Consider the following 18,699-nt stretch of genomic DNA (forward strand, 5'->3'; position numbering starts at 1 on the left):
AGTCCCTGTGACTCAGCCACCACTCGTCCTCGGTCCGCTGCTCAGGTACGTCGACGCGACCTCCGCCGCGGTCTGGGTGGAGACCCGTGACGCCGCCCGGGTCGTCGTACGGGCCGCCGGCCGCTCCTGGGAGGCCCGGACCTTCGCCGCCCACGGCCACCACTACGCGCTGGTGGAGGTGGTCGGGCTCCAGCCGGGCAGCATCGAGGCCTACACGGTGGAGGTGGACGGTACGCCGGTGTGGCCGGACGCCGGGTCGGACAACCCCGCGAGCGTGATCGCCACGATGCGGCCGGGCAAGCCGCTGCGGATGGCGTTCGGGTCCTGCCGCACGAGCGTGTCCCACGACGCGAAGGGCAACAAGACCCACGGCGTCGACGCGATGCGCAGCTACGCGCTGCGGATGGCCCGCGGCGAGAGCGGACCGGACCACGAGCGGTGGCCCGACCTCGTGCTGTTCCTCGGCGACCAGGTGTACGCCGACGAGACCACCGCGGAGATGAAGGAGTTCATCGAGTCCCGTCGCGACACCGGCGAGCCGCCGTGGGAGGAGCTCAAGGACTACGAGGAGTACGCCCACCTCTACAGGCTGGCCTGGACCGACCCGGCGAACCGGTGGCTGCTGTCCACGCTGCCGAGCCTGATGATCTTCGACGACCACGACATCCGGGACGACTGGAACACCTCCCGGTCGTGGCGGGAGAAGATGGAGGCCACCTCCTGGTGGCACGAGCGGATCGTCTCGGGGCTCGGCTCGTACTGGGTCTACCAGCACCTCGGGAACCTCTCCCCGGCCGAGCGCGCGCAGGACGAGCTGTGGCAGCGGATCGCCGCCTGGGACGGCACCGACGAGCTCGACATCACCGAGACGCTCGACAAGTTCGCCGAGCGGGTCGACCAGGAGCCGGAGACCTACCGCTGGAGCTACGCCCGCGACTTCGACGACGTCCGGCTCGTGGTGGTCGACTCCCGCGCGGCGCGGGTGCTGACCCCGGGGCACCGGTCGATCCTCGACGACACCGAGATGGCCTGGCTCGACGAGCAGATGCAGGGCGGGTTCCGGCACCTGCTGGTCGGCACGTCGCTGCCGTTCCTGCTCTCGCCGGGCCTGCACCACCTCGAGGCGTGGAACGAGGCGCTGGTCAACGGCGCCTGGGGCCGGTTCGGGTCCTGGGTCGGCGAGCACATCCGGCAGGTCGTGGACCTCGAGCACTGGGCGGCGTTCCAGCGCGGCTTCGCGGAGGTCGCGGAGATGGCGCTGTCGGTGGCGTACGGCGAGCGCGGGCCCGCCCCGGAGACGGTGACGTTCCTGTCCGGGGACGTGCACCACTCCTACGTCTCGGAGGTGCACAAGGTCGGCGGCCGCCGGCGCGGTCGTGCGGAGGGCGACGGGGGCGACGGGGGCGGCGCGGTCGGCGGGGTCGAGCCGGCCCGGCGCCGTACCGGACGGCGGAGCCGGATCGTGCAGGCGGTGTGCTCCCCGATCCGCAACCCGCTGCCCCGCTACATGCGCTTCGCGACCGCGATCCTGTCCTACGGGCTTGCCGGGCCGATGGGCACCGTGGCTGCCCGCTCGGCGCACGTGCCGGACCCGCCGTTCCGGTGGCGCTCGGTGCAGGGGCCGTGGTTCGACAACAACCTCGCGGTGCTCGAGGAGACGCCGAAGGGCCTCGCGATGGCCTGGTACACCGGCGTGGTCACCGGCGGCGACCACCTGAACCCCGAGCTCGACGAGGTGGCCTCGGTGCTGATCCGGCCCGGGCGGCCGCGGCGGCTCAGCCGCGCGTCGAGGGTGAAGGGGCGGCTTCGGCGGTTCCGAGCAGCACGTTCTCTACGACCTCGCTGAGCGCGGGATGGATCCAGTACTGCCCGCGGGCGACGTCCGCGGCGGTCTGGCCGAAGCTCATCGCCTGGATCAGCGGCTGGATCAGGTTCGACGCCTGCGCGCCGAGGATGTGCGCGCCGAGCAGCAGCCCGGTGTCGGGGTCGACGAGCACCTTCGCGAAGCTCGCGTGGTCCTCCATCGCCCAGCCGTAGGCGGTGTCGCCGTACGCCCGGCGCGCGGTGACGTAGCGGACGCCACGCTCGCGGGCCTCCTCCTCGGTGATCCCGACGCTGGCCACCTGCGGTGAGGTGAAGACCGCGCTGGGCACCACGTCGCGGTCGGCGCGGATGAGGTCGTCGGGGTGCAGCAGGTTGTGCCGCACCACCCGCGCCTCCTGGTTGGAGACGTGCTTGAGCTGGTAACGGTTGGAGATGTCGCCGAGCGCCCAGATCCCGCGCGCGGTGGTGCGCTGGTGCTCGTCGACGACGACCAGGCCGGTGGCGTCGACCTCCACGCCGGTGCGGTGCAGGTCGAGACCGTCGGCGTTGGAGGTCCGGCCGGTGGCGACGAGCAGGGTGTCCACGTCGAGGACCGAGGTCGCGCCGTCGGTGCGCAGGTGCAGCCGGATGCCCCCGTCGTACGCCTCGACCTTCTCGGTGGTGGTGTCGAGCCGGACGTCCCAGCGGCGCTGCGCGAGCTCGGTGAACCGGTGCGAGACGTCGGCGTCCTCCGCGCGCAGCAGCGCCTCGGAGCGGTTGACGAGGGTGACCTCGCTGCCGAAGGAGCCGAAGATGTGCGCGAACTCCGCGGCCACGAAGCCGCCGCCGATGATCGCGATCCGGCCGGGGACGTCGTCGATGCGCATGATCGTGTCGCTGGTGTGGTGCTCGACCGTGTCGAGGCCCTCGATCTCGGGGACGACGGCCCGGCTGCCGGCGGCGAGCACCACCTGGTCGGCGGTGATCGTCGCGCCGGTCCCGGTGTCGATCGTCCGGTCGCCGGTGAACCGGGCGTGGCCCTCGTAGAGGGTGACGTGCTCCTGACGGTCCGCGCGGTAGCTGCGGCCGGCGACGGAGATCGGGTCGATCCGGCGGAAGATGCGGTCGCGGATCTCCCGCCAGCGGACCCCCTCGAGCCGCAGGTCGACGCCGAGGTCGCGGGCATGGGTGACCTCGGCGGCGAGGTCGGCGGGGTAGACGAACATCTTGGTCGGGATGCAGCCCACGTTGAGGCAGGTGCCGCCGAACGTGCCCTTCTCGAGGATCGCGACCTTCCGGTCGGCGAACGCTTCGTCGACGATGGAGTTGCCCGAGCCGCTGCCGATGATCGCGAGGTCGTAGTGGGTCACGCGACCCATCCTGCCGGACCCGTTGTGAGCCAGGTCATTCCTGGAGGGGCATGCGCGAGACGCGGGGTGTGTTGTGTCTAGGGAGGCACGACAATGGGAAGAGTGGGCGTACGCCCCGCAGCAAGCTACGTGGAGAGGTAAGCACGATGACAGAGGTCGTCCCGGACCGGCACAAGGTTGTGGTGATCGGCTCAGGCTTCGGTGGTCTGTTCGGCACCAAGGCGCTCCGTCGCTCCGACGTGGACGTGACGATGATCGCGAAGACCACGCACCACCTCTTCCAGCCGCTGCTCTACCAGGTGGCCACCGGCATCCTCTCCGAGGGCGAGATCGCCCCGCCGACCCGTGAGGTGCTCGCGTCGCAGGAGAACGCCCGGGTGCTCCTGGGCGAGGTCACCGAGGTCGACCTGACCGCGAAGACGGTCACCCACCACGTCCTCGGCCGCGAGACCGTGACGCCGTACGACTCGCTGATCGTCGCCGCGGGTGCCGGCCAGTCCTACTTCGGCAACGACCACTTCGCCGAGTACGCGCCGGGCATGAAGAGCATCGACGACGCGCTCGAGCTCCGCGGCCGGATCTTCGGCGCGTTCGAGCTCGCCGAGCTCGCCGACGAGGACGAGGAGATCGACCACCTGCTCACGTTCGTGGTCGTCGGCGCCGGCCCGACCGGCGTGGAGATGGCCGGCCAGATCGCCGAGCTCGCGCACCGCACGCTGCGCAAGGACTTCCGGCGGATCAACACCCGCGAGGCCCGGGTCGTGCTCCTCGACGCCGCGCCGCAGGTGCTGCCGCCGTTCGGGGAGAAGCTCGGCGGCAAGGCGCAGCGCGAGCTCGAGAAGCTCGGCATCGAGGTCCAGCTCGGCGCGATGGTCGTCGACGTCGACGAGCGCGGGCTCGAGGTGCAGGACAAGGACGGCACCCGTCGCCGGATCGACGCGGTCACCAAGATCTGGGCGGCCGGCGTCTCGGCCAGCCCGCTGGGCAGGACGCTCTCGGAGCAGACCGGGGCCGCCCTCGACCGGGCCGGCCGGATCTCGGTCAACCCCGACCTCACCCTGCCCGGGCACCCCGAGGTGTTCGTGGTGGGCGACATGATCAGCCTCGACCGGCTGCCCGGTGTCGCGCAGGTGGCGATCCAGGGCGCCAAGTACGCCGCCAAGGAGATCGACAACCGGATCAACGGCAGGAGTCCGCAGGGTCCGTTCGAGTACTTCGACAAGGGCAGCATGGCGATCATCTCCCGCTTCCGGGCGGTCGCGATGGTGGGCAAGCTGCGGCTGACCGGCGTGATCGCGTGGTTCATGTGGCTCGCGGTGCACCTGGTCTACATCACCGGGTTCAAGAACCGCGTGACGGCGCTGCTGCACTGGTTCGTGAGCTTCATCGGCCGCGGCCGGTCCGAGCGGACCACCACCGAGCAGCAGATCTTCGCCCGCGCGGCGCTGAACCGGCTCGAACGCGGGGCGGCCGACCTGGTCACGCCGCCCGGGGCGTTCGACGCGGCCCGCGCGATGATCGAGCTGACGAAGAAGGCGGAGGACGAGCGCGCCAACGCCGAGCTCTCCCAGGCAGAGCGGAGGAGGGCGGCGGAGGCCGAACGAGCCGAGGCCGGCCGCACCTCCTCCTGACCCTCTCGTTGAGAGGTCACTCGTTCGGCGTTGACGCGTCAGTCCGTCGGCGTCGAGACGTCAGTCGTTCCGGGTTGTCCCCAGGGTGGGCCGAACGAGTGACCTCTCGCGCCGTACGACTGACGTCTGAACGCGGTACGACTGACCTCTCAACACCGCACGGGTGACGTCTGAACGCGGGGGCTACTCCTCGTCGATGACGTGTACGGCGGCCTCCTCGGCGCTCGCGCCGGCGCCGTCGATGCCCACGTCCTCCGCGACGAGGTCCGCCTCCGTGTCCTCCGTGAGCCCCTCGTCCTCCGCGACGAGCCTCCCGGACCGGGCGTCCCCGACCTCGCCGCCGACGTTCTCGCCCTCGGTGGCCGCCAGCTCGTACGGGTCCGGTTCGGGCTCCTCCTGGGCGATCCGCTGGTCGAGCGTCTCGCCGACCAGCTCCTCGTACGGCGTGTTGCCGAACCCCTCGCCGGCCGACCACCTCTCCGGCGCGGTGTACCCCTCGTCGAGCGTGTCCTCGACGCCGCGGTCGACCAGGGTGTCCTCGGCCTGCAGCTGCGTCTCGTCGTCGACGCTGTACTCGCCGTAGATCTCGCCGTTCTCGGGGGTGTTCTCGCTCATGTCCTACCCTCCAGGTCGTCTCGGGCCGATGCCCTCGTGTCACGTTCGTTCGGGCGGGGCCAGTGCCCGATCGGGGCCCCGGCATGTGCCGCGGTCAGGTGAGCCGGGTCTCCAGGTCGCGCAGGTCCTTGCCGATGTTGCGGCGCACCATCGCGCCCATCACGGGACCGGCCACCTTGTAGTAGGTGCTCGCGTCGCCGCGGACCCGGATCTCCGCCCTGGTGCCCCGCTCGTGCGGCTCGAACCGGTAGGTGACGTGCATCGGCATCGGCCCGGACACCGAGCGCATGTCGAGCAGCGCCGGCGGGTCGTAGCCGGTCACCTCGAGCACGTAGTCGATCCGCTTGCCCAGGAAGTACGCCGTGCGGGTGACCTGCGCGCCGAGACCGAAGCCGCCTCCGGGTGCCTCCCGGGTCAGCGAGGCCTCCTTGATGCCCTGCGTCCACTCGTGGTCGTGCCGCCAGTCCATGGCGTAGCCGGCCACCTGCACCGGGGGCATCGCGATGACCCGTTCCGCGTTCACATCCAGTCCCATGCGGCCAGTCTCGCACCCGGTACGGCGGCCCCGACGACCGCGGCGGACCGCCGTACGGCACCGGCCCGCCCGTCGGCCGGCCGGGCTACTCGAAGGAGTCCGGGCGTCGCGCGTCGGCCATCGCATCGCGGGCCCAGCGAGGCAGGACGAACAGCCCCTCGGCCTCGACGGTGGGGTTGCCCTCGGGGTCGAGGATCCGGCCGTGGACGGTGGTCTTGTAGCCGTTCACCTCGTGGATCGCCGCCTCCGCCCGCAGGTCGCCGAGCGGGGTGGGGCGGCGGTAGCTCAGGGCGAGCCGGCCGGTCATCCCGGGGGCGCCTCCGGCCGCGGCGGCCTCGCCGAGCATCTGGTCGAGGATCAGCGCGCTGACCCCGCCGTGCACCAGCCCGGGCGGGCCCTCGTACATCGCGCCGAGGTGGAACGACGCCGCCGCGGTCCCGTCCGGGGTGCGCTCGACCCGGAGCGGCGGCGCGACCGGGTTCCGCAGCCCGACCACGGCGTTCCCGGGGTTGCGCATGGTGCCGTCCGGGCCGATCTCGACGCCGAGCGAGCCGGGTCGCTGCTGCTTGCCGAGGCGGGTGGTGAGCGCCTCGATCAGTGCGGTGATCTCCTCGACCTCGGCGTGGTCCACCTCGGTGCGCATCGTGGCGTCGACCAGCTCGCGGGTGCGCTGGGCGAGCGCGCCGAGGACCCGGTCCTGCTCGGCGAGGTCCGCGGTGCTCAGCGTCGTCCGGGTGTACGAGTCAGCGTCCATCCGGCGAGCCTAGAACAGGTTCTGCACGATCGCGCGGCGGTGTGCGGCGGTGTGCGGCGGAACACAGCCGGGGCGGGCCGCGGCCACGACCTCAGTCGGGCACCGCGGTGTGGTGCCGGTGCCCGTGCGTACGGCGGTCCTCCTTCATCTGCGCCTCGTACAGGTGCCGCCGCCCCTCGGTCAGCTTGTCGCGCACCCGCTGCTCCATCTCGCGGAACGGCCCCCAGTAGGTGTCGTCGTACGCCTCCATGATCTGGAACGTCCACCGCCCCGGTATCACGTTGCGCCCGACGATCTCCCGCTCGATCTCCTCGGCCAGGTCGTGGTGGCCGGCGTCGTGGAGCTTGTCGACGGCCTCGCCGAGCTTGAGGTCCGCGGACCCGGTGAGCTGGTGGAAGGAGTACAGGTACCCGCGCGCCCGCTCGGTGGTCTCGAGCGCCTCGGTGACCAGGCCCACGGCCTCGATCGTGCGGGTGTCGACACCCGGGGGCGGCTGGTGCTCGGGAAGCGGCTCGTCGGCCATGGCGGTTCCTCTCCGGTCGGGTGCAGCACAGGTCTCCCATTCTGCGTCGAGAATGCGCGTCGCGCCGGGGCTCTGCCGGACCCGACCGCACCCGGCTGCGTAGGTTGGGTGCCGTGCACCGACCTCGACCCCGTACGGCGCCGCGCGCCCTGCGCCTGGGCGCCGTCCTCTCCGTCCTGGCCGCGTGCGGCGGCTGTCTCGGCGACCCGGGATCCCCGCCGGAGGTGGCGCCGATCGAGGTGGTCGCGCGCGACACCGGGGAGCCGGCGTGCCTGCTGAACCGGGCGGACGTCGCGGCCGGCGTGCACCAGACCTTCCTGCTCGCCGAGGGCGGTCCCGCCACGATCCGGCTGTTCGACCCCGACGGCGCGGTGATCCTCGAGTCGGCGGTGGCCGACGGGGACGGCGCGACCAGCAACCCGGAGCTCGTCGAGGGCGACCACGTCGTCGAGTGCCGCTGGCCCGACGGGGAGCGCAGGACGGTCCGGCTGACCGTCGTCCCCGGCCGGCTGTAGCGCCCGCGCCCCGGGCCCGACCCCGCGCCGGAGCGGCGGAACCGGGCGTCCCGGGCCAGTTTTTCGCCGGCTGTAACCCAGCGGGCCAGGTGTTTTCGTGCCCGTAACGTCTCGTTACTTCGCGGAGCTTTTCGCTGGTCACGATGGATCTCGTCGCACACCGCACGCACGAGGGAGAACACCATGACCGCCATGCCGCACACCGCCCCCAGCCGCACCGCCCCCAGCCGCACCGCCCCCAGCCGCACCGCCCCCAGCCGCACCGCCCCCGACGCGGACGTCGTCGTCGAGGGCGGTGCAGTCCTCCGGATGCCGCGCAAGCCGCGCCGCAAGCTCGAGGGGCTGTCGGAGCTGCTCGACCAGCGCGCCGACCTGCGCGGCGCCTACGCGCCCGCGGACTACCTGGAGGAAGCCATCCGCTGGAGCGCCTGAGGCCCGGGGTGGCCGGGTCCGGGGCACGCCGCCCTTCCCGGCGCAGCACCCCCGGGGGGGCTTTGCGCGGTTTCCACCCGCACGTCCCGTCCGACCGGGATCATCGGAGGATGCGAGGACCCGACCTGGACGACGGGCTCCGGGCGCTGCTCGAGCGGCACCGGGAGCGGGCGATCGACGTGGTCCTGGTGGCCGCGTCGACGTACGACGGCGGCCCGCTCGCGGACACCGCGGAGGGCCGCGGCCTCCTGGCGCTCGCCCCGGAGCGGCTGGTCTCGGTCGCGGTGTACGTCGTCGCGGGGGCGGTGCAGGCGCAACCGCTGCCGGAGCGGTTCGTGACCGAGGACCTGTACCGGGTGGCCGCGTCGGACCTGTTCGCGAGCACGGTGCTGGAGAGCCTGCGCCGGCGCCGGCTGCCCTACTCCGCGCAGGACGCGCGGCTGCTGCTCGAGCTGGCCTGCTCCCCGTTCGAGGTCGGCGCCTTCGACTTCGCCGTCGCGGCGGCCGGTGCCGTGCTGCGACACGACCCCGCGGACCTGCTGGTCGTCGAGGGGCTGACCCGGGCCGAGCGGGTGCTCCGCGAGCAGCCGGTGCACCGGTACCTGATCCCGGGGCTGCGGCAGAAGGTCCGCGCGATGATCGCCGCGCACGCCCCGGCCGGCCTGCTGGACCTGTCGGCGGTGGAGGTCACCGACCACTGGGGTCCGGTGGTCCGCGCGGCCGCCGAACGGATCGCGGAGGACTGGGACGGCGCTCAGCCGCTCCTGGCCCGCCTCGCGGCCGCGACCCAGGCCCGGCCCACCGCCCGGTGGCAGCGCGAGGTGCGGGAGCTGGTCGCCGGGTCACCACCGGCCGCGGAGCTGCTCCGGACGATGCTGGAGGCGCTGGTCGCCGCGGACCTGGCACCCGTCCCGCCCGACGAGGTGGACTCGGGTGGGTCCACGTGGCTGGTGAGCCGGGCCAACGCGGTCGTGGTCCGCGGGGCCGCCCTGGCCAGCCGGTACGTCGACGCGGCGTGGGTGACGCCGCTGCTCGGGCAGGTCGTGCTGCGGGGCGCCGCGAGCCATCCGCAGCGGTTCGTCACCGTGGCCCTGTGCGCCAAGGCCGCGGCCGGCGCGGTCGACGCGCTGGAGGCCCGGAGCCGGGCCGGTGAGGCGGCGGCGCGCGAGCAGCTGGAGCAGCTGTTCGGGGAGCTGACCCGCCGCGAGCTGCTGAAGCGGGTCGCGGCCGCGCTCGGCACTCCCGAGGACGAGCTGCGCCGCCGCGCGCGCGAGGTCGGCAGGGCCAAGGACCAGGTCCAGGCCGCCCAGGCCTCGCGGGCGCCCCGACGGGCGCAGTCCGCGCTGGGCCGGGTGACGCGGACGCAGGTCAGGCCCGCGCTGCTCGCCGCCGGCTTCACCGCGGGGCCGGGCCAGTCGTTCTGGCGCCGGGGCGCGAGGTCGGTGTTGGGGGTCCGGCTGGGCGTCGCGGACACCGCCGCGGTGGTCACGCTCGCCGTCTGGCTCGCCACCGACCTCACCGCCCCGCAGCTGGAGGTGCTCCCGGCCGCGGAGATGCCGCCGGTGGCGCGGTTCGACGTCCTGGCCCGCCTGGTCGGGCCGGAGCGCGGCCACTGGCCGGTGCGGCTGGACGAGCCGGGACTCGAGGGACGGATGGCTTCCGTCGTACACGCGCTGACCGAGGTCGGCCTGCCCTGGCTCGCGCGCTGGGACCACCCGCGTACGGCGGCGGAGATGCTGGCCGCGCGCGACTACGCGGCCCACCCGGGGATCGAGGTGGCGACGTTCGGCAGCCCGGACCTCGCGGAACGCGTCGCCCGGCGGGCGGGAGGCTGACCCGCCGGGGCCCGTCGTACGGCGGTGGGTGCCGGCTGCGTCAGGGGACGGTGAGGCGGGTGTTCCGCGACTGCGCCACCAGGCTCACGCCGGTGCCGTCCACCTCGGTGGAGGTCACCTCGAAACCCATCGGCAGGTCGGGCAGCGCGAAGGACCGGTCGAGCCCCTGCTCGACGAGGTCACGGGCGGCGTCGGGCAGCCTGCCCAGCGCGTTCCCGCGGAGCTTCAGGCGCATCGCGCCGTCGTTCACGACCGCGTCCACCGGGGCCCGCAGCCTGACCGCGCCGAGCGGGGTGGCCAGCTCCCCGGCCATCGCGAGACGGCCCTCGTCGCCCTCGGAGAAGCGCAGTTCCAGACCGCTCGCGCCGACCTCGTCGTCGACCAGCCGCTCGAACTCCTTGAACGGCATGTGGACCTCGACGGTGGCGTCCTCGACGCGCAGGGCGTCCAGGTCGCGGTTCACCAGGTCCTGGAACGGCGCCCGCAGGCCCTCCGCGACGCCGGTGGAGCGGTCCACCCGCAGGCCGCGGACCACGAACGCGTCGCCCACGTCCACCTGCACCCGGGTGTAGCGGCCCTGGAGCACCTGGGTGAGGAACGGGAAGCCCCCGATGTCCACGCCGGGCGCGCTGGTCAGCTCCGCGCGCTGCTCGATCTGCTTCGAGAGCACCCGCTCGGCCGCCCACGCGGCGCCGCGGTCGGCGGCGAGGACGAGCACGGCCAGGACCGCCACCACGCTGAAGATGCGCCTCACGGGACGCCCTGCTCTGCCATGCCTCAACCCTGACATACCTCCCCGCGCGGGCCGTCGGCCAGGGACCGGGGGCTGCCGCCGGCGTACGTCGGCTCGGTGACCGGCAGGCGTCGGGCACCTTCTCGCCCTTGGTGGCTGATGTGAGACTCGAGATGTGCCATCGGGCGAGGGACCCGGCCGACGGGGAGCTCCGAGCCTGCGTCGCGCCTCGGCCGGCGCGGGCCGGTGGCTGGTGCCGTGGGTCCGCTGGGTGGTGGTCGCGGTCGTCGGGTTCGCCTTCGGCTACGCCGCCAACCAGCTGCCGGCGCCGGAGACGGTCGCCCGGATGTGGCCCGGGAGCCTCGGGGCGCCGTACGTGGTGCTGCCCTTCGTGGCCGGCGCCTGGGTCTTCCCGGGGCGTGCCGGTGCCGTGCTGGCCGGGCTGACCGTCGTGTTCGCCGGCTTCTTCGGCTACTACGCCGACCTCCTCGACGACCGGGGCGTGCCCTGGACCGTCCTGCTCACCCCACGGAACCCCTGGCTGCCCCTCGAGATCGCCGCCGGCGTCGTGTTCGGCTACCTCGGCCACCGGTGGTGGCGTCGGGGGAGCGCCCGCGCGGTGCTGGCCTGCGCCGCGGTGCCGGTCGTCGAGGCCGGGATCCTGCTCCTCGGCGTCCACTCCTGGGTGCTGCGGCGGGTGCTGGTCCTCGACCTGCACCCGCCGTTCTACTCGCGGTCGCCCTGGAACGTCGGGCTGTGGGTGGCCGAGGTCCTGGTCGCGGTCCTCCTGGCCTGGCTCGCGATCCGGCACGGCGTACGGCGCCGCCGGGACCGCTGACCCCCGGCGCGCACGGGCGCGCGTCCCGGACCTGCGAGGCGCCGGCCCCTGCCACAACTGGCGGGACCGGCGTCCTGCGTGGAGTCAGGCGGGGCGGACCTGGTCGGACCGGGTGCCGCGACCGGTCAGTCCCTGCGTCGCGCGCAGATGCGTCGCCAGCCGGGCGGCCTGCTGCCGCAGGTCGGGGACGGCGGCGACCTCCCACTCGGTGCCGCGACGTGCCGCGCCCACCGCGTAGAGGCGCGGGTTCGTGCGGCCCTCCGCGTCGACCACCCTCCCGAGCGGGTCGAGGGCCAGCCCGAGACCGAGCCGGTGACCGCGCAGCGCGCCGCGGTCGAGCAGGGTGTCCACGAGCCGGCTCCAGCCCCGGGTCGGGACCGGGGCCGGGCCGGTGCAGTTGACGATCCGGTCGAACGCCGCGGGGTCGACCTCGCCGACCTGGGCGACGCGCAGCGTGCCGGACTCCCGCAGCCGGTCGACGTACGCCGCCATCTCCGGCGACATGCGGTGCCGGGCCACCTCCCAGTGCCGGGCGACGTTGCGCACGAACCAGTCCTGGTCCGCGCGGGACAGGCCGGCCCACAGGTCGTTGGCGCAGGCGCGTACGGAGTCGACCACGTCGCGCCAGTCGCCGCCGACGTCCTCCACCTCGCGGACCCGGGTGCGCACGCGCTCGATCAGCGTGTCGAGCGAGCCCACCCCCGGGTGGAAGGTGTCGTGCAGCCGGGCGCTGCCCCGCTTGTGGGCCGTGGGCAGCAGGCCGTGCCGGGAGACCGCGGTGAACCGGGTGCCGGGTGACGCCTCGTGCATCCGCGCGACGACGTCGACCATCGTCAGCCCGGTGCCCACCAGCAGCACCTCGCGGGCGGGTTCGCCGCTCCCGGTCGGGCTCTCGGCCCACGGGTCGGGCTGGTAGCGGTCGCCCCAGCGCTCGTACTCGGCCTGCCGGCGCGGGGGCGGGTTCCCGAGCGCGAGGACGACCGTGTCCCCCGGCAGCTCCCGGCCGTCGGCGAGGAGCACGGTGAGCCCGTCCTCGTCCTGGCGTACGTCGACCACCTCGCCGCGGTCGCGCCGCAGCATGCTGCCCGCGGGTGTCGGCGCGTCGTCGAGCACCCCGGCGAGGTAGCGGCCGTAGACCTCGCGCTGCAGGAACGTCGTGGGCTCGACCGGCAGGCCGCGCTCGGCGCACCAGCGGAGCAGGTGGTCCGGGTCGCCCTCGACGGCGCTGAGCCGGCCGGCGAAGTTGTTGAGCGTGTGCAGCGGGTGGCGCGTCCGGTAGGCCAGCCCCGGACCCATCGCGGCGTCCTTCTCGACGACACGGACGTCCACCGGGTGCGCCGGGTCGGCCGCGCGGAGGAGGTGCGCCGCGGTGATCACCCCCGCGGCGCCTCCGCCCACGACCACCACCCTGGTCGGCCGGACCTCGACCTCTCCGTCGGCAACGAGATTCCGCATCGATCCTCCATCTGTCGGTCCACATGTCGGCGCGCCTTGCATGGAACGCCGTCGTTCTGTCTAGTATCACCACTAACTTACTAGACATTGACTAGTTCAGAGGAGTGGCTACATGTCTGTGTCACCTGAGAATCCGGCGGGAGACGTGGTGGTGCTGGTCGGGAACCCGGCGGCCGGCTCGCGCACCGGCGCGGTCGCCCGCGCCGTGGCGACCGGTCTCGTCGCGGACCGGCCCGCCGCCCCCGTCGTCATCGAGCTCGCCGACCTCGGCTCCGCGCTGTGCTCGCCCGAGGACGGCCGTGTCGCACGGGCCCGCGACGTCGTACGGCACGCCCGGGTGCTGGTCGTGGCGACCCCCGTCTACAAGGCCGGCTACACCGGCGTCCTCAAGCTCTTCCTCGACGGCCTCGAGCCGACCGCACTGGCGTCGACCGTCGCGGTCCCCGTCGTCCTGACCGCGTCGAGCGCTCACGGGGTCACGGCCGACCTCCAGCTGCGGCTCGTGCTCCAGGCGGTCGGCGCCCACCTGCCCGTGCCGTCGTTCGTGCTCGAGGAGCACCGCCTCGACCGGCTGCCGGACTCCGTCGACGCGTGGCAGCAGAGCCACGGGCGCGTGGTGTCCGCGGTGGCCTCGGCGGTTCGCCTCGAGGAGGTGGGGGTCCGATGAGCACCCTGCGTCTCAGCGAGGTCGAGGAGGCGCCCGAGCCGGTCACCGCCGACCTCTTCAGGTCGGTGTTCCGGGACCACGCCGCCCGGGTGGTCGTCGTCACGGCCGCCGGCCGGCCTGCTCCGGTCGGTTTCACCGCCACGTCGCTGGCCTCGGTCTCCCTCGACCCGCCGATGGTGTCCCTGGCCGTCGCCCGCTCCGCCTCGGCCTGGAGGACCGTGTCGCGGTCGAGCCGGATCGGGGTGCACCTGCTGGCCCGCGACCAGGAGGGGCTGGCCACGACCTTCGCCACCTCCGGCATCGACCGCTTCGCCGAGGTGAGCTGGCGTCCCGCACCCGGGGGAGAGCCCCTGATCGACGGGTGCGCCGCCTACCTGTGCTGCCGGGTGGTCCAGCACGTGACGGCGGGCGACCACGTGATCGTGCTCGCCCGCGTCACCGAGGCGCGGATCAGCAGGTCCGGCTCGCCGCTGGTCTACCACGACGGCGCCTACGCCTCCGTCGGCGCCGCAGCCGACGAGTCCCCGACCCCGATCACGAGCAGGAGCCGCAGACGATGACCACACTCGTACCCCCGCAGGAGCTGGCGGAGGTGACCGCGGAGCCGGCCGTCCGCCGACGCGAGCGCCGGCCCCGGCGCCGCCGCCGTGCGGGCCTCGGCTGGCTCCGCCGCTGGGTGAGTCCGCTGCTCATCCTGGCGGCGTGGCAGGTGCTGAGCAGCGCCGGGATCCTCACCGAGGACGTGCTCGCCTCACCGCTGCAGATCCTCGCCACCGCGACCGAGCTGCTCGCCGACGGCACCCTCCAGTCCGCCACCGCGACGTCGATCGGCCGGGTGCTCTCCGGCTTCCTGATCGGGGCCACGGCCGGCCTGGTGCTGGCCGTGGTGGCCGGCCTCTCCCGCATCGGCGAGGACGCGGTGGACCCGCCCATGCAGATGCTGCGCACGCTGCCGCATTTCGGGCTGATCCCGCTGTTCATCGTGTGGATGGGCATCGGGGAGACCCCCAAGATCGCGCTGATCGCGATGGGCGTTGCCTTCCCGCTGTACCTCAACACGTTCGCCGGGATCCGCAGCGTGGACCGCAAGTTCCTCGAGGCTGCGCACACGCTGAACCTGACCCGCCGGCAGCGCCTGCGGCACGTGATCGCCCCCGGTGCCCTCCCGCAGGCCCTCGTCGGGCTCCGGCAGAGCCTCGGCGTCGCCTGGCTGTCGCTGATCGTCGCCGAGACGGTCAGTGCCGACGCCGGGCTGGGCTACCTCATCAACGACGCCCGCGAGTTCCTCAAGACCGACGTGATCGTGGTCGGGCTGGCCGTCTACAGCCTGCTCGGCCTGCTCACCGACACCCTCGTCCGACTCATCGAAAGGAAGGCTCTGGCATGGCGCTCATGACCAGGAACCCCCGTCACCAGACCCCTCGCCCGAACCGCACGGACGCCACCGAGGACGGGACCGGCCGTTCCGTCGCCACCGTCACCGAGCTGCACCGCTCGTTCGGCACGACGCACGTCCTGCGCGGCCTCGACCTCGAGATCCGCGGAGGCGAGTTCGTCGCCCTGCTGGGCCGCAGCGGCTCCGGCAAGTCCACCCTGCTGCGGAGCCTGGCCGGCCTCGACCCGGCGTCCCCGCGCGAGCTGACCGTCCACGGCGCGGTCTCCGTCGCCTTCCAGGAGCCACGGCTCCTGCCCTGGCGGACGGTGGAGGACAACGTGGCCCTCGCCCTGGCCAACGGGCCCCTGCGGCGGATCCGCCGCGAGCACGCCCGCCGGTCCCTCGACGAGGTCGGCCTCACCGAGAAGCGCGACGCCTGGCCGCTCTCGCTGTCGGGAGGCCAGGCTCAGCGCGTGTCGCTGGCCCGCGCCCTCGTGAGCAAGCCCAACCTGCTCCTGCTCGACGAGCCGTTCAGCGCCCTCGACGCGCTGACCCGCATCGAGATGCACCGGCTCGTCGTCGCGCTCTGGAAGCGGCACCGGCCCGGCGTCCTGCTCGTCACGCACGACGTCGACGAGGCCCTCGCCCTCGCCGACCGCGTCCTCGTCCTCGACCAGGGCCAGGTCGCCGCCCAGTGGTCGCTCGCCGTGCCCCGTGGCCGGAGGAACGGCGACCCGCAGATCTCTGCCATCAGGACCCACGTCCTGGAGGCCCTGGGTGTCGACGCCGGCACCCGGAACCCCCGCACCGAACGACCTACCGAAAGTGGAGCAGCATGAGAACCGCACACCGCATCCGCCGAGCGACCGGCCTCGCCAGCGGAGCCCTCGCCCTCACCGCGCTGAGCGCGTGCGCGAGCGCCTCGGGGCAGAACGCCGACGCGGTCCGCGACGACGGCACCGTCGACCTGTCCAAGGTGACGCTCACCGTCGGCGACCAGAAGGGCGGCTCCAAGGCCCTCCTCCGGGCCTCAGGCGCGCTCGACGAGCTGCCGTACGACGTGGAGTGGAAGGAGTTCACCTCCGGCCCGCCGCTGCTCGAGGCGCTCAACGCCGGCGCGATCGACATCGGCGGCGTGGGCAACACACCCCCGCTGTTCGCCGCCGCGGCGAGCAGCGACCTGGTCGTGGTCGCCGGCGACACGATGGGCGCCAAGGGCGACGCGATCGTCGTACCCGAGGGCTCCGACGTCCAGGACGTCGCCGACCTCGAGGGCAAGGACGTCGCGGTCGCCAAGGGCAGCTCGGCCAACTACAACCTGCTCGCCCAGCTCGCCGAGGCCGGCGTCGGGTTCGACGAGGTCGAGGTGCAGTACCTCCAGCCGGCCGACGCGCTGGCCGCGTTCAGCGCGGGGCACGTCGACGCCTGGGCGATCTGGGACCCGTACACCGCCCAGGCCGAGCTCGAGGAGGGCGCCCGCGTCCTGGTCGACGGCAGTGGCCTGGTGAACGGGATGACCTTCCAGGCCGCGGCCCCGGACGCCCTCGACGACAAGGCGACCGCGGCCGCGATCGAGGACTACGTGGCCCGGCTGGCCGAGGCCAAGGTGTGGAGCAACACGCACCGCGAGATCTGGGCGGAGGTGTGGGCCGAGGAGACCGGGCTGCCGGTCGAGGTGACCGGCCGCGCCGTGGACCGGCGGGTCGCCACGCCCGTCGCCCTCGACGACGAGGTCCTCGCCTCCGAGCAGGAGATGGCCGACGCCTTCGTCGACGCCGGGCTGCTGCCGGAGAAGTTCGACGTCGAGCCGTTCTTCACCGACCGCTTCAACGAGGCGGTCCTCGGCAGTGCCGAGACGAGCGAGAAGGAGTAGCACGATGAGCATCAAGCTGCACTGGTTCCTGCCGACGACCGGGGACTCCCGGGGCCTGGTCGGGGGCGGGCACAGCGTCCCCCAGGGGGTGGGCCTCCCGGTCGGCGAGCCGGGGACCGCCGCGGTGTTCCGCGAGGCGAACATCGACTACCTCGCCAGCGTCGCCCGCACCGCCGACCAGCTCGGGTTCGAGGGGGTGCTCACCCCCACCGGGACCTGGTGCGAGGACGCCTGGCTGGTCACCTCCGCGCTGATCCGGGAGACGCGCCGGCTCAAGTTCCTGGTCGCGTTCCGGCCCGGGGTCACCAGCCCCACCCTGTCCGCGCAGATGGCCGCGGCCTTCCAGCGCATCTCCGGCGGCCGGCTTCTGCTGAACGTGGTCACCGGCGGTGAGCAGAGCGAGCAGCGCCGCTTCGGCGACCACCTGAGCCACGCCGAGCGGTATGCCCGCACCGACGAGTTCCTCTCCGTCGTGCGCGGCGCGTGGACCCAGGCGCCGTACGACTTCGACGGCGAGCACTACCAGGTGGAGGGCGCCCAGATCCGCGGCGAGATCGACCCGCTGCCGGACATCTACTTCGGCGGCTCCTCGGCGCCGGCCGGGCCGGTGGCCGCACGGCACGCCGACGTCTACCTGACCTGGGGTGAGCCGCCGGAGCAGGTCGCGGAGAAGATCGCCTGGATCCGCGGGCTGGCCCGCGCCCAGGGGCGGGAGATGCGCTTCGGACTCCGGATCCACACGCTGTCCCGGGACACCAGCGAGCAGGCCTGGCGGCAGGCGCAGTGGCTGCTCGACGGGCTCGACCCGGCCGAGATCGAGAAGGCCCAGGAGGTCCTGGCCCGCAGCGAGTCGGTGGGTCAGCAGCGGATGCGCTCGCTGCACGGCGGCCGGAGCACGTTCGCCTCCGCCCACGACCTCGAGATCGCGCCCAACCTCTGGTCGGGCGTCGGCCTGGTCCGCGGTGGAGCCGGTACGGCGCTCGTGGGGAGCCACGAGGAGGTGGCCACCCGTCTGGAGGAGTACCACCGCCTCGGGATCGACGAGTTCATCCTGTCCGGCTACCCCCACGTGGAGGAGGCGTACTGGTTCGCGGAGGGCGTCATGCCTCTCCTGCGGGCCAAGGGCATCTACGGTCGCGCCGAGAACGCGGATCCGGCGGTGCGCAGCGCCTGACCACCCCGCCGTCGGCCGGGCCCACCTCCGGGGAGTGGGTCCGGCCGGCGGCCCCGGGTCGCTGCTAGTCCTTGGACAGGGCGCGGGCACGAGCCAGCCGCGGCCGGCTGAGCAGGAAGGCGATGACCGCCAGCCCCGCCATCACGACGATCCGGTTCGGGTCGACCGCCGGCCGCCAGCTGACCTGGCCGTCCTGGATGACGTAGGCGCCGGCCGGGCGGCCGCTGACGCCGAACCCGCCGCCCTCACCCTCCTGGCCCTTGTCGTCGTGGCCCGTGCCGCCGCCGGCGCCTCCGCCCACGATCGCGGCGGGGATGACGGTGAGCCCGTCCTTCTCGTAGGGCTCGCCGTACACCCGCTTGACCGTGATCGCGTCCCTGGCGTTGCTGAGGACCTCGTTGACCTTCATGAACCCTCCTCGTGGGCGTCGGTGCGGGCGAAAGGCCCGAGACCATGCTCCGGAGCGTGCGGCGGAACAGGCAGGGCTGAAGGTCCCCTGTGGGATCGCATGCGGGTGGGTGCCGCTCGGCTAGCCTTCGGCAGTCGTCACCGCTGACCGGGAAGGGTGTGT

The 18,699-nt window shown here is 73.4% G+C and carries 20 protein-coding genes; 12 read left to right on the top strand and 8 right to left on the bottom strand.

What is annotated here, in order from left to right; translation table 11 throughout:
* The first annotated feature begins 7 nt into the window (after window positions 1-7).
* Window positions 8-1,846, top strand: a complete 1,839-nt coding sequence (locus K1X13_RS08575) for an alkaline phosphatase D family protein (protein WP_308249464.1) — start codon at window positions 8-10, stop codon at window positions 1,844-1,846.
* Here K1X13_RS08575 and K1X13_RS08580 read toward each other — a convergent pair.
* Window positions 1,776-3,173 (bottom strand): mycothione reductase, encoded by a 1,398-nt coding sequence (locus tag K1X13_RS08580; RefSeq protein WP_221024686.1) that lies wholly within the window; start codon window positions 3,171-3,173, stop codon window positions 1,776-1,778. The two genes, K1X13_RS08575 and K1X13_RS08580, sit on opposite strands and share 71 nt — an antisense overlap.
* 146 nt (window positions 3,174-3,319) lie before the next feature.
* On the opposite strand from K1X13_RS08580, the gene K1X13_RS08585 reads away from it, so the two are divergent.
* The gene (locus tag K1X13_RS08585; protein WP_221024687.1) at window positions 3,320-4,804 is read left to right on the top strand and encodes an NAD(P)/FAD-dependent oxidoreductase; all 1,485 of its coding nucleotides are present in this window, start codon (window positions 3,320-3,322) and stop codon (window positions 4,802-4,804) included.
* Between the two features lie 183 nt (window positions 4,805-4,987).
* Here the strand turns inward: K1X13_RS08585 and K1X13_RS08590 are convergent, their stop codons facing one another.
* The 4 genes from K1X13_RS08590 to K1X13_RS08605 all read right to left on the bottom strand — a co-directional run bounded on the left by K1X13_RS08590 (window position 4,988) and on the right by K1X13_RS08605 (window position 7,231).
* Window positions 4,988-5,419: a DUF5709 domain-containing protein gene (locus K1X13_RS08590; protein ID WP_221024688.1), complete on the bottom strand. Its 432-nt coding sequence runs from the start codon at window positions 5,417-5,419 to the stop codon at window positions 4,988-4,990.
* 94 nt (window positions 5,420-5,513) lie between these two features.
* Entirely contained in the window at window positions 5,514-5,954 is a 441-nt protein-coding gene (locus K1X13_RS08595) for an SRPBCC family protein (protein ID WP_221024689.1), read from the bottom strand.
* 85 nt (window positions 5,955-6,039) lie between these two features.
* Complete coding sequence (locus K1X13_RS08600) at window positions 6,040-6,708, bottom strand: PaaI family thioesterase (RefSeq protein WP_221024690.1); 669 nt, start codon at window positions 6,706-6,708, stop codon at window positions 6,040-6,042.
* 91 nt (window positions 6,709-6,799) lie between these two features.
* Complete coding sequence (locus tag K1X13_RS08605) at window positions 6,800-7,231, bottom strand: hypothetical protein (protein WP_221024691.1); 432 nt, start codon at window positions 7,229-7,231, stop codon at window positions 6,800-6,802.
* Between the two features lie 113 nt (window positions 7,232-7,344).
* On the opposite strand from K1X13_RS08605, the gene K1X13_RS08610 reads away from it, so the two are divergent.
* The 3 genes from K1X13_RS08610 (at window position 7,345) to K1X13_RS08620 (ending at window position 10,013) form a co-directional block, all read left to right on the top strand.
* Window positions 7,345-7,746, top strand: coding sequence for a hypothetical protein (locus K1X13_RS08610; protein WP_221024692.1), 402 nt, complete (start codon window positions 7,345-7,347; stop codon window positions 7,744-7,746).
* 183 nt (window positions 7,747-7,929) lie between these two features.
* On the top strand, window positions 7,930-8,178 hold the full coding sequence (locus K1X13_RS08615) for a hypothetical protein (RefSeq protein WP_221024693.1): 249 nt from the start codon (window positions 7,930-7,932) through the stop codon (window positions 8,176-8,178).
* A gap of 110 nt (window positions 8,179-8,288) precedes the next feature.
* Complete coding sequence (locus K1X13_RS08620) at window positions 8,289-10,013, top strand: hypothetical protein (protein ID WP_221024694.1); 1,725 nt, start codon at window positions 8,289-8,291, stop codon at window positions 10,011-10,013.
* 40 nt (window positions 10,014-10,053) lie between these two features.
* On the opposite strand, the gene K1X13_RS08625 is transcribed toward K1X13_RS08620, so the two are convergent.
* Window positions 10,054-10,767, bottom strand: coding sequence for an LmeA family phospholipid-binding protein (locus K1X13_RS08625; RefSeq protein WP_221024695.1), 714 nt, complete (start codon window positions 10,765-10,767; stop codon window positions 10,054-10,056).
* Window positions 10,768-10,921: 154 nt separating this feature from the next.
* Here K1X13_RS08625 and K1X13_RS08630 point away from each other — a divergent pair, with 154 nt between their 5' ends.
* On the top strand, window positions 10,922-11,584 hold the full coding sequence (locus K1X13_RS08630) for a hypothetical protein (protein WP_221024696.1): 663 nt from the start codon (window positions 10,922-10,924) through the stop codon (window positions 11,582-11,584).
* A gap of 84 nt (window positions 11,585-11,668) precedes the next feature.
* Here the strand turns inward: K1X13_RS08630 and K1X13_RS08635 are convergent, their stop codons facing one another.
* Entirely contained in the window at window positions 11,669-13,039 is a 1,371-nt protein-coding gene (locus K1X13_RS08635) for an FAD/NAD(P)-binding protein (RefSeq protein ID WP_221024697.1), read from the bottom strand.
* A 112-nt stretch (window positions 13,040-13,151) separates the two neighbouring features.
* Between K1X13_RS08635 and K1X13_RS08640 the strand changes: the two genes are divergently transcribed.
* From K1X13_RS08640 to K1X13_RS08665, 6 genes are read left to right on the top strand one after another with little or no spacing between them, the layout of a single operon-like run.
* Complete coding sequence (locus K1X13_RS08640; RefSeq protein ID WP_221024698.1) at window positions 13,152-13,706, top strand: NADPH-dependent FMN reductase; 555 nt, start codon at window positions 13,152-13,154, stop codon at window positions 13,704-13,706.
* Window positions 13,703-14,266: a flavin reductase family protein gene (locus K1X13_RS08645; protein ID WP_221024699.1), complete on the top strand. Its 564-nt coding sequence runs from the start codon at window positions 13,703-13,705 to the stop codon at window positions 14,264-14,266. Before K1X13_RS08640 ends, K1X13_RS08645 begins: the two co-directional genes overlap by 4 nt.
* Complete coding sequence (locus K1X13_RS08650; RefSeq protein WP_221024700.1) at window positions 14,263-15,102, top strand: ABC transporter permease; 840 nt, start codon at window positions 14,263-14,265, stop codon at window positions 15,100-15,102. Before K1X13_RS08645 ends, K1X13_RS08650 begins: the two co-directional genes overlap by 4 nt.
* Complete coding sequence (locus K1X13_RS08655) at window positions 15,099-15,920, top strand: ABC transporter ATP-binding protein (protein ID WP_221024701.1); 822 nt, start codon at window positions 15,099-15,101, stop codon at window positions 15,918-15,920. Before K1X13_RS08650 ends, K1X13_RS08655 begins: the two co-directional genes overlap by 4 nt.
* The gene (locus tag K1X13_RS08660; protein WP_221024702.1) at window positions 15,917-16,954 is read left to right on the top strand and encodes an ABC transporter substrate-binding protein; all 1,038 of its coding nucleotides are present in this window, start codon (window positions 15,917-15,919) and stop codon (window positions 16,952-16,954) included. Before K1X13_RS08655 ends, K1X13_RS08660 begins: the two co-directional genes overlap by 4 nt.
* Window positions 16,955-16,958: 4 nt before the next feature.
* Entirely contained in the window at window positions 16,959-18,128 is a 1,170-nt protein-coding gene (locus tag K1X13_RS08665) for an LLM class flavin-dependent oxidoreductase (protein WP_221024703.1), read from the top strand.
* Window positions 18,129-18,192: 64 nt separating this feature from the next.
* On the opposite strand, the gene K1X13_RS08670 is transcribed toward K1X13_RS08665, so the two are convergent.
* Window positions 18,193-18,537, bottom strand: coding sequence for a spore germination protein GerW family protein (locus K1X13_RS08670; RefSeq protein ID WP_221024704.1), 345 nt, complete (start codon window positions 18,535-18,537; stop codon window positions 18,193-18,195).
* Between the last annotated feature and the right edge of the window lie 162 nt (window positions 18,538-18,699).

This window comes from Nocardioides jiangsuensis (assembly GCF_019679455.1).
Classification (GTDB): domain Bacteria; phylum Actinomycetota; class Actinomycetes; order Propionibacteriales; family Nocardioidaceae; genus Nocardioides_C; species Nocardioides_C jiangsuensis.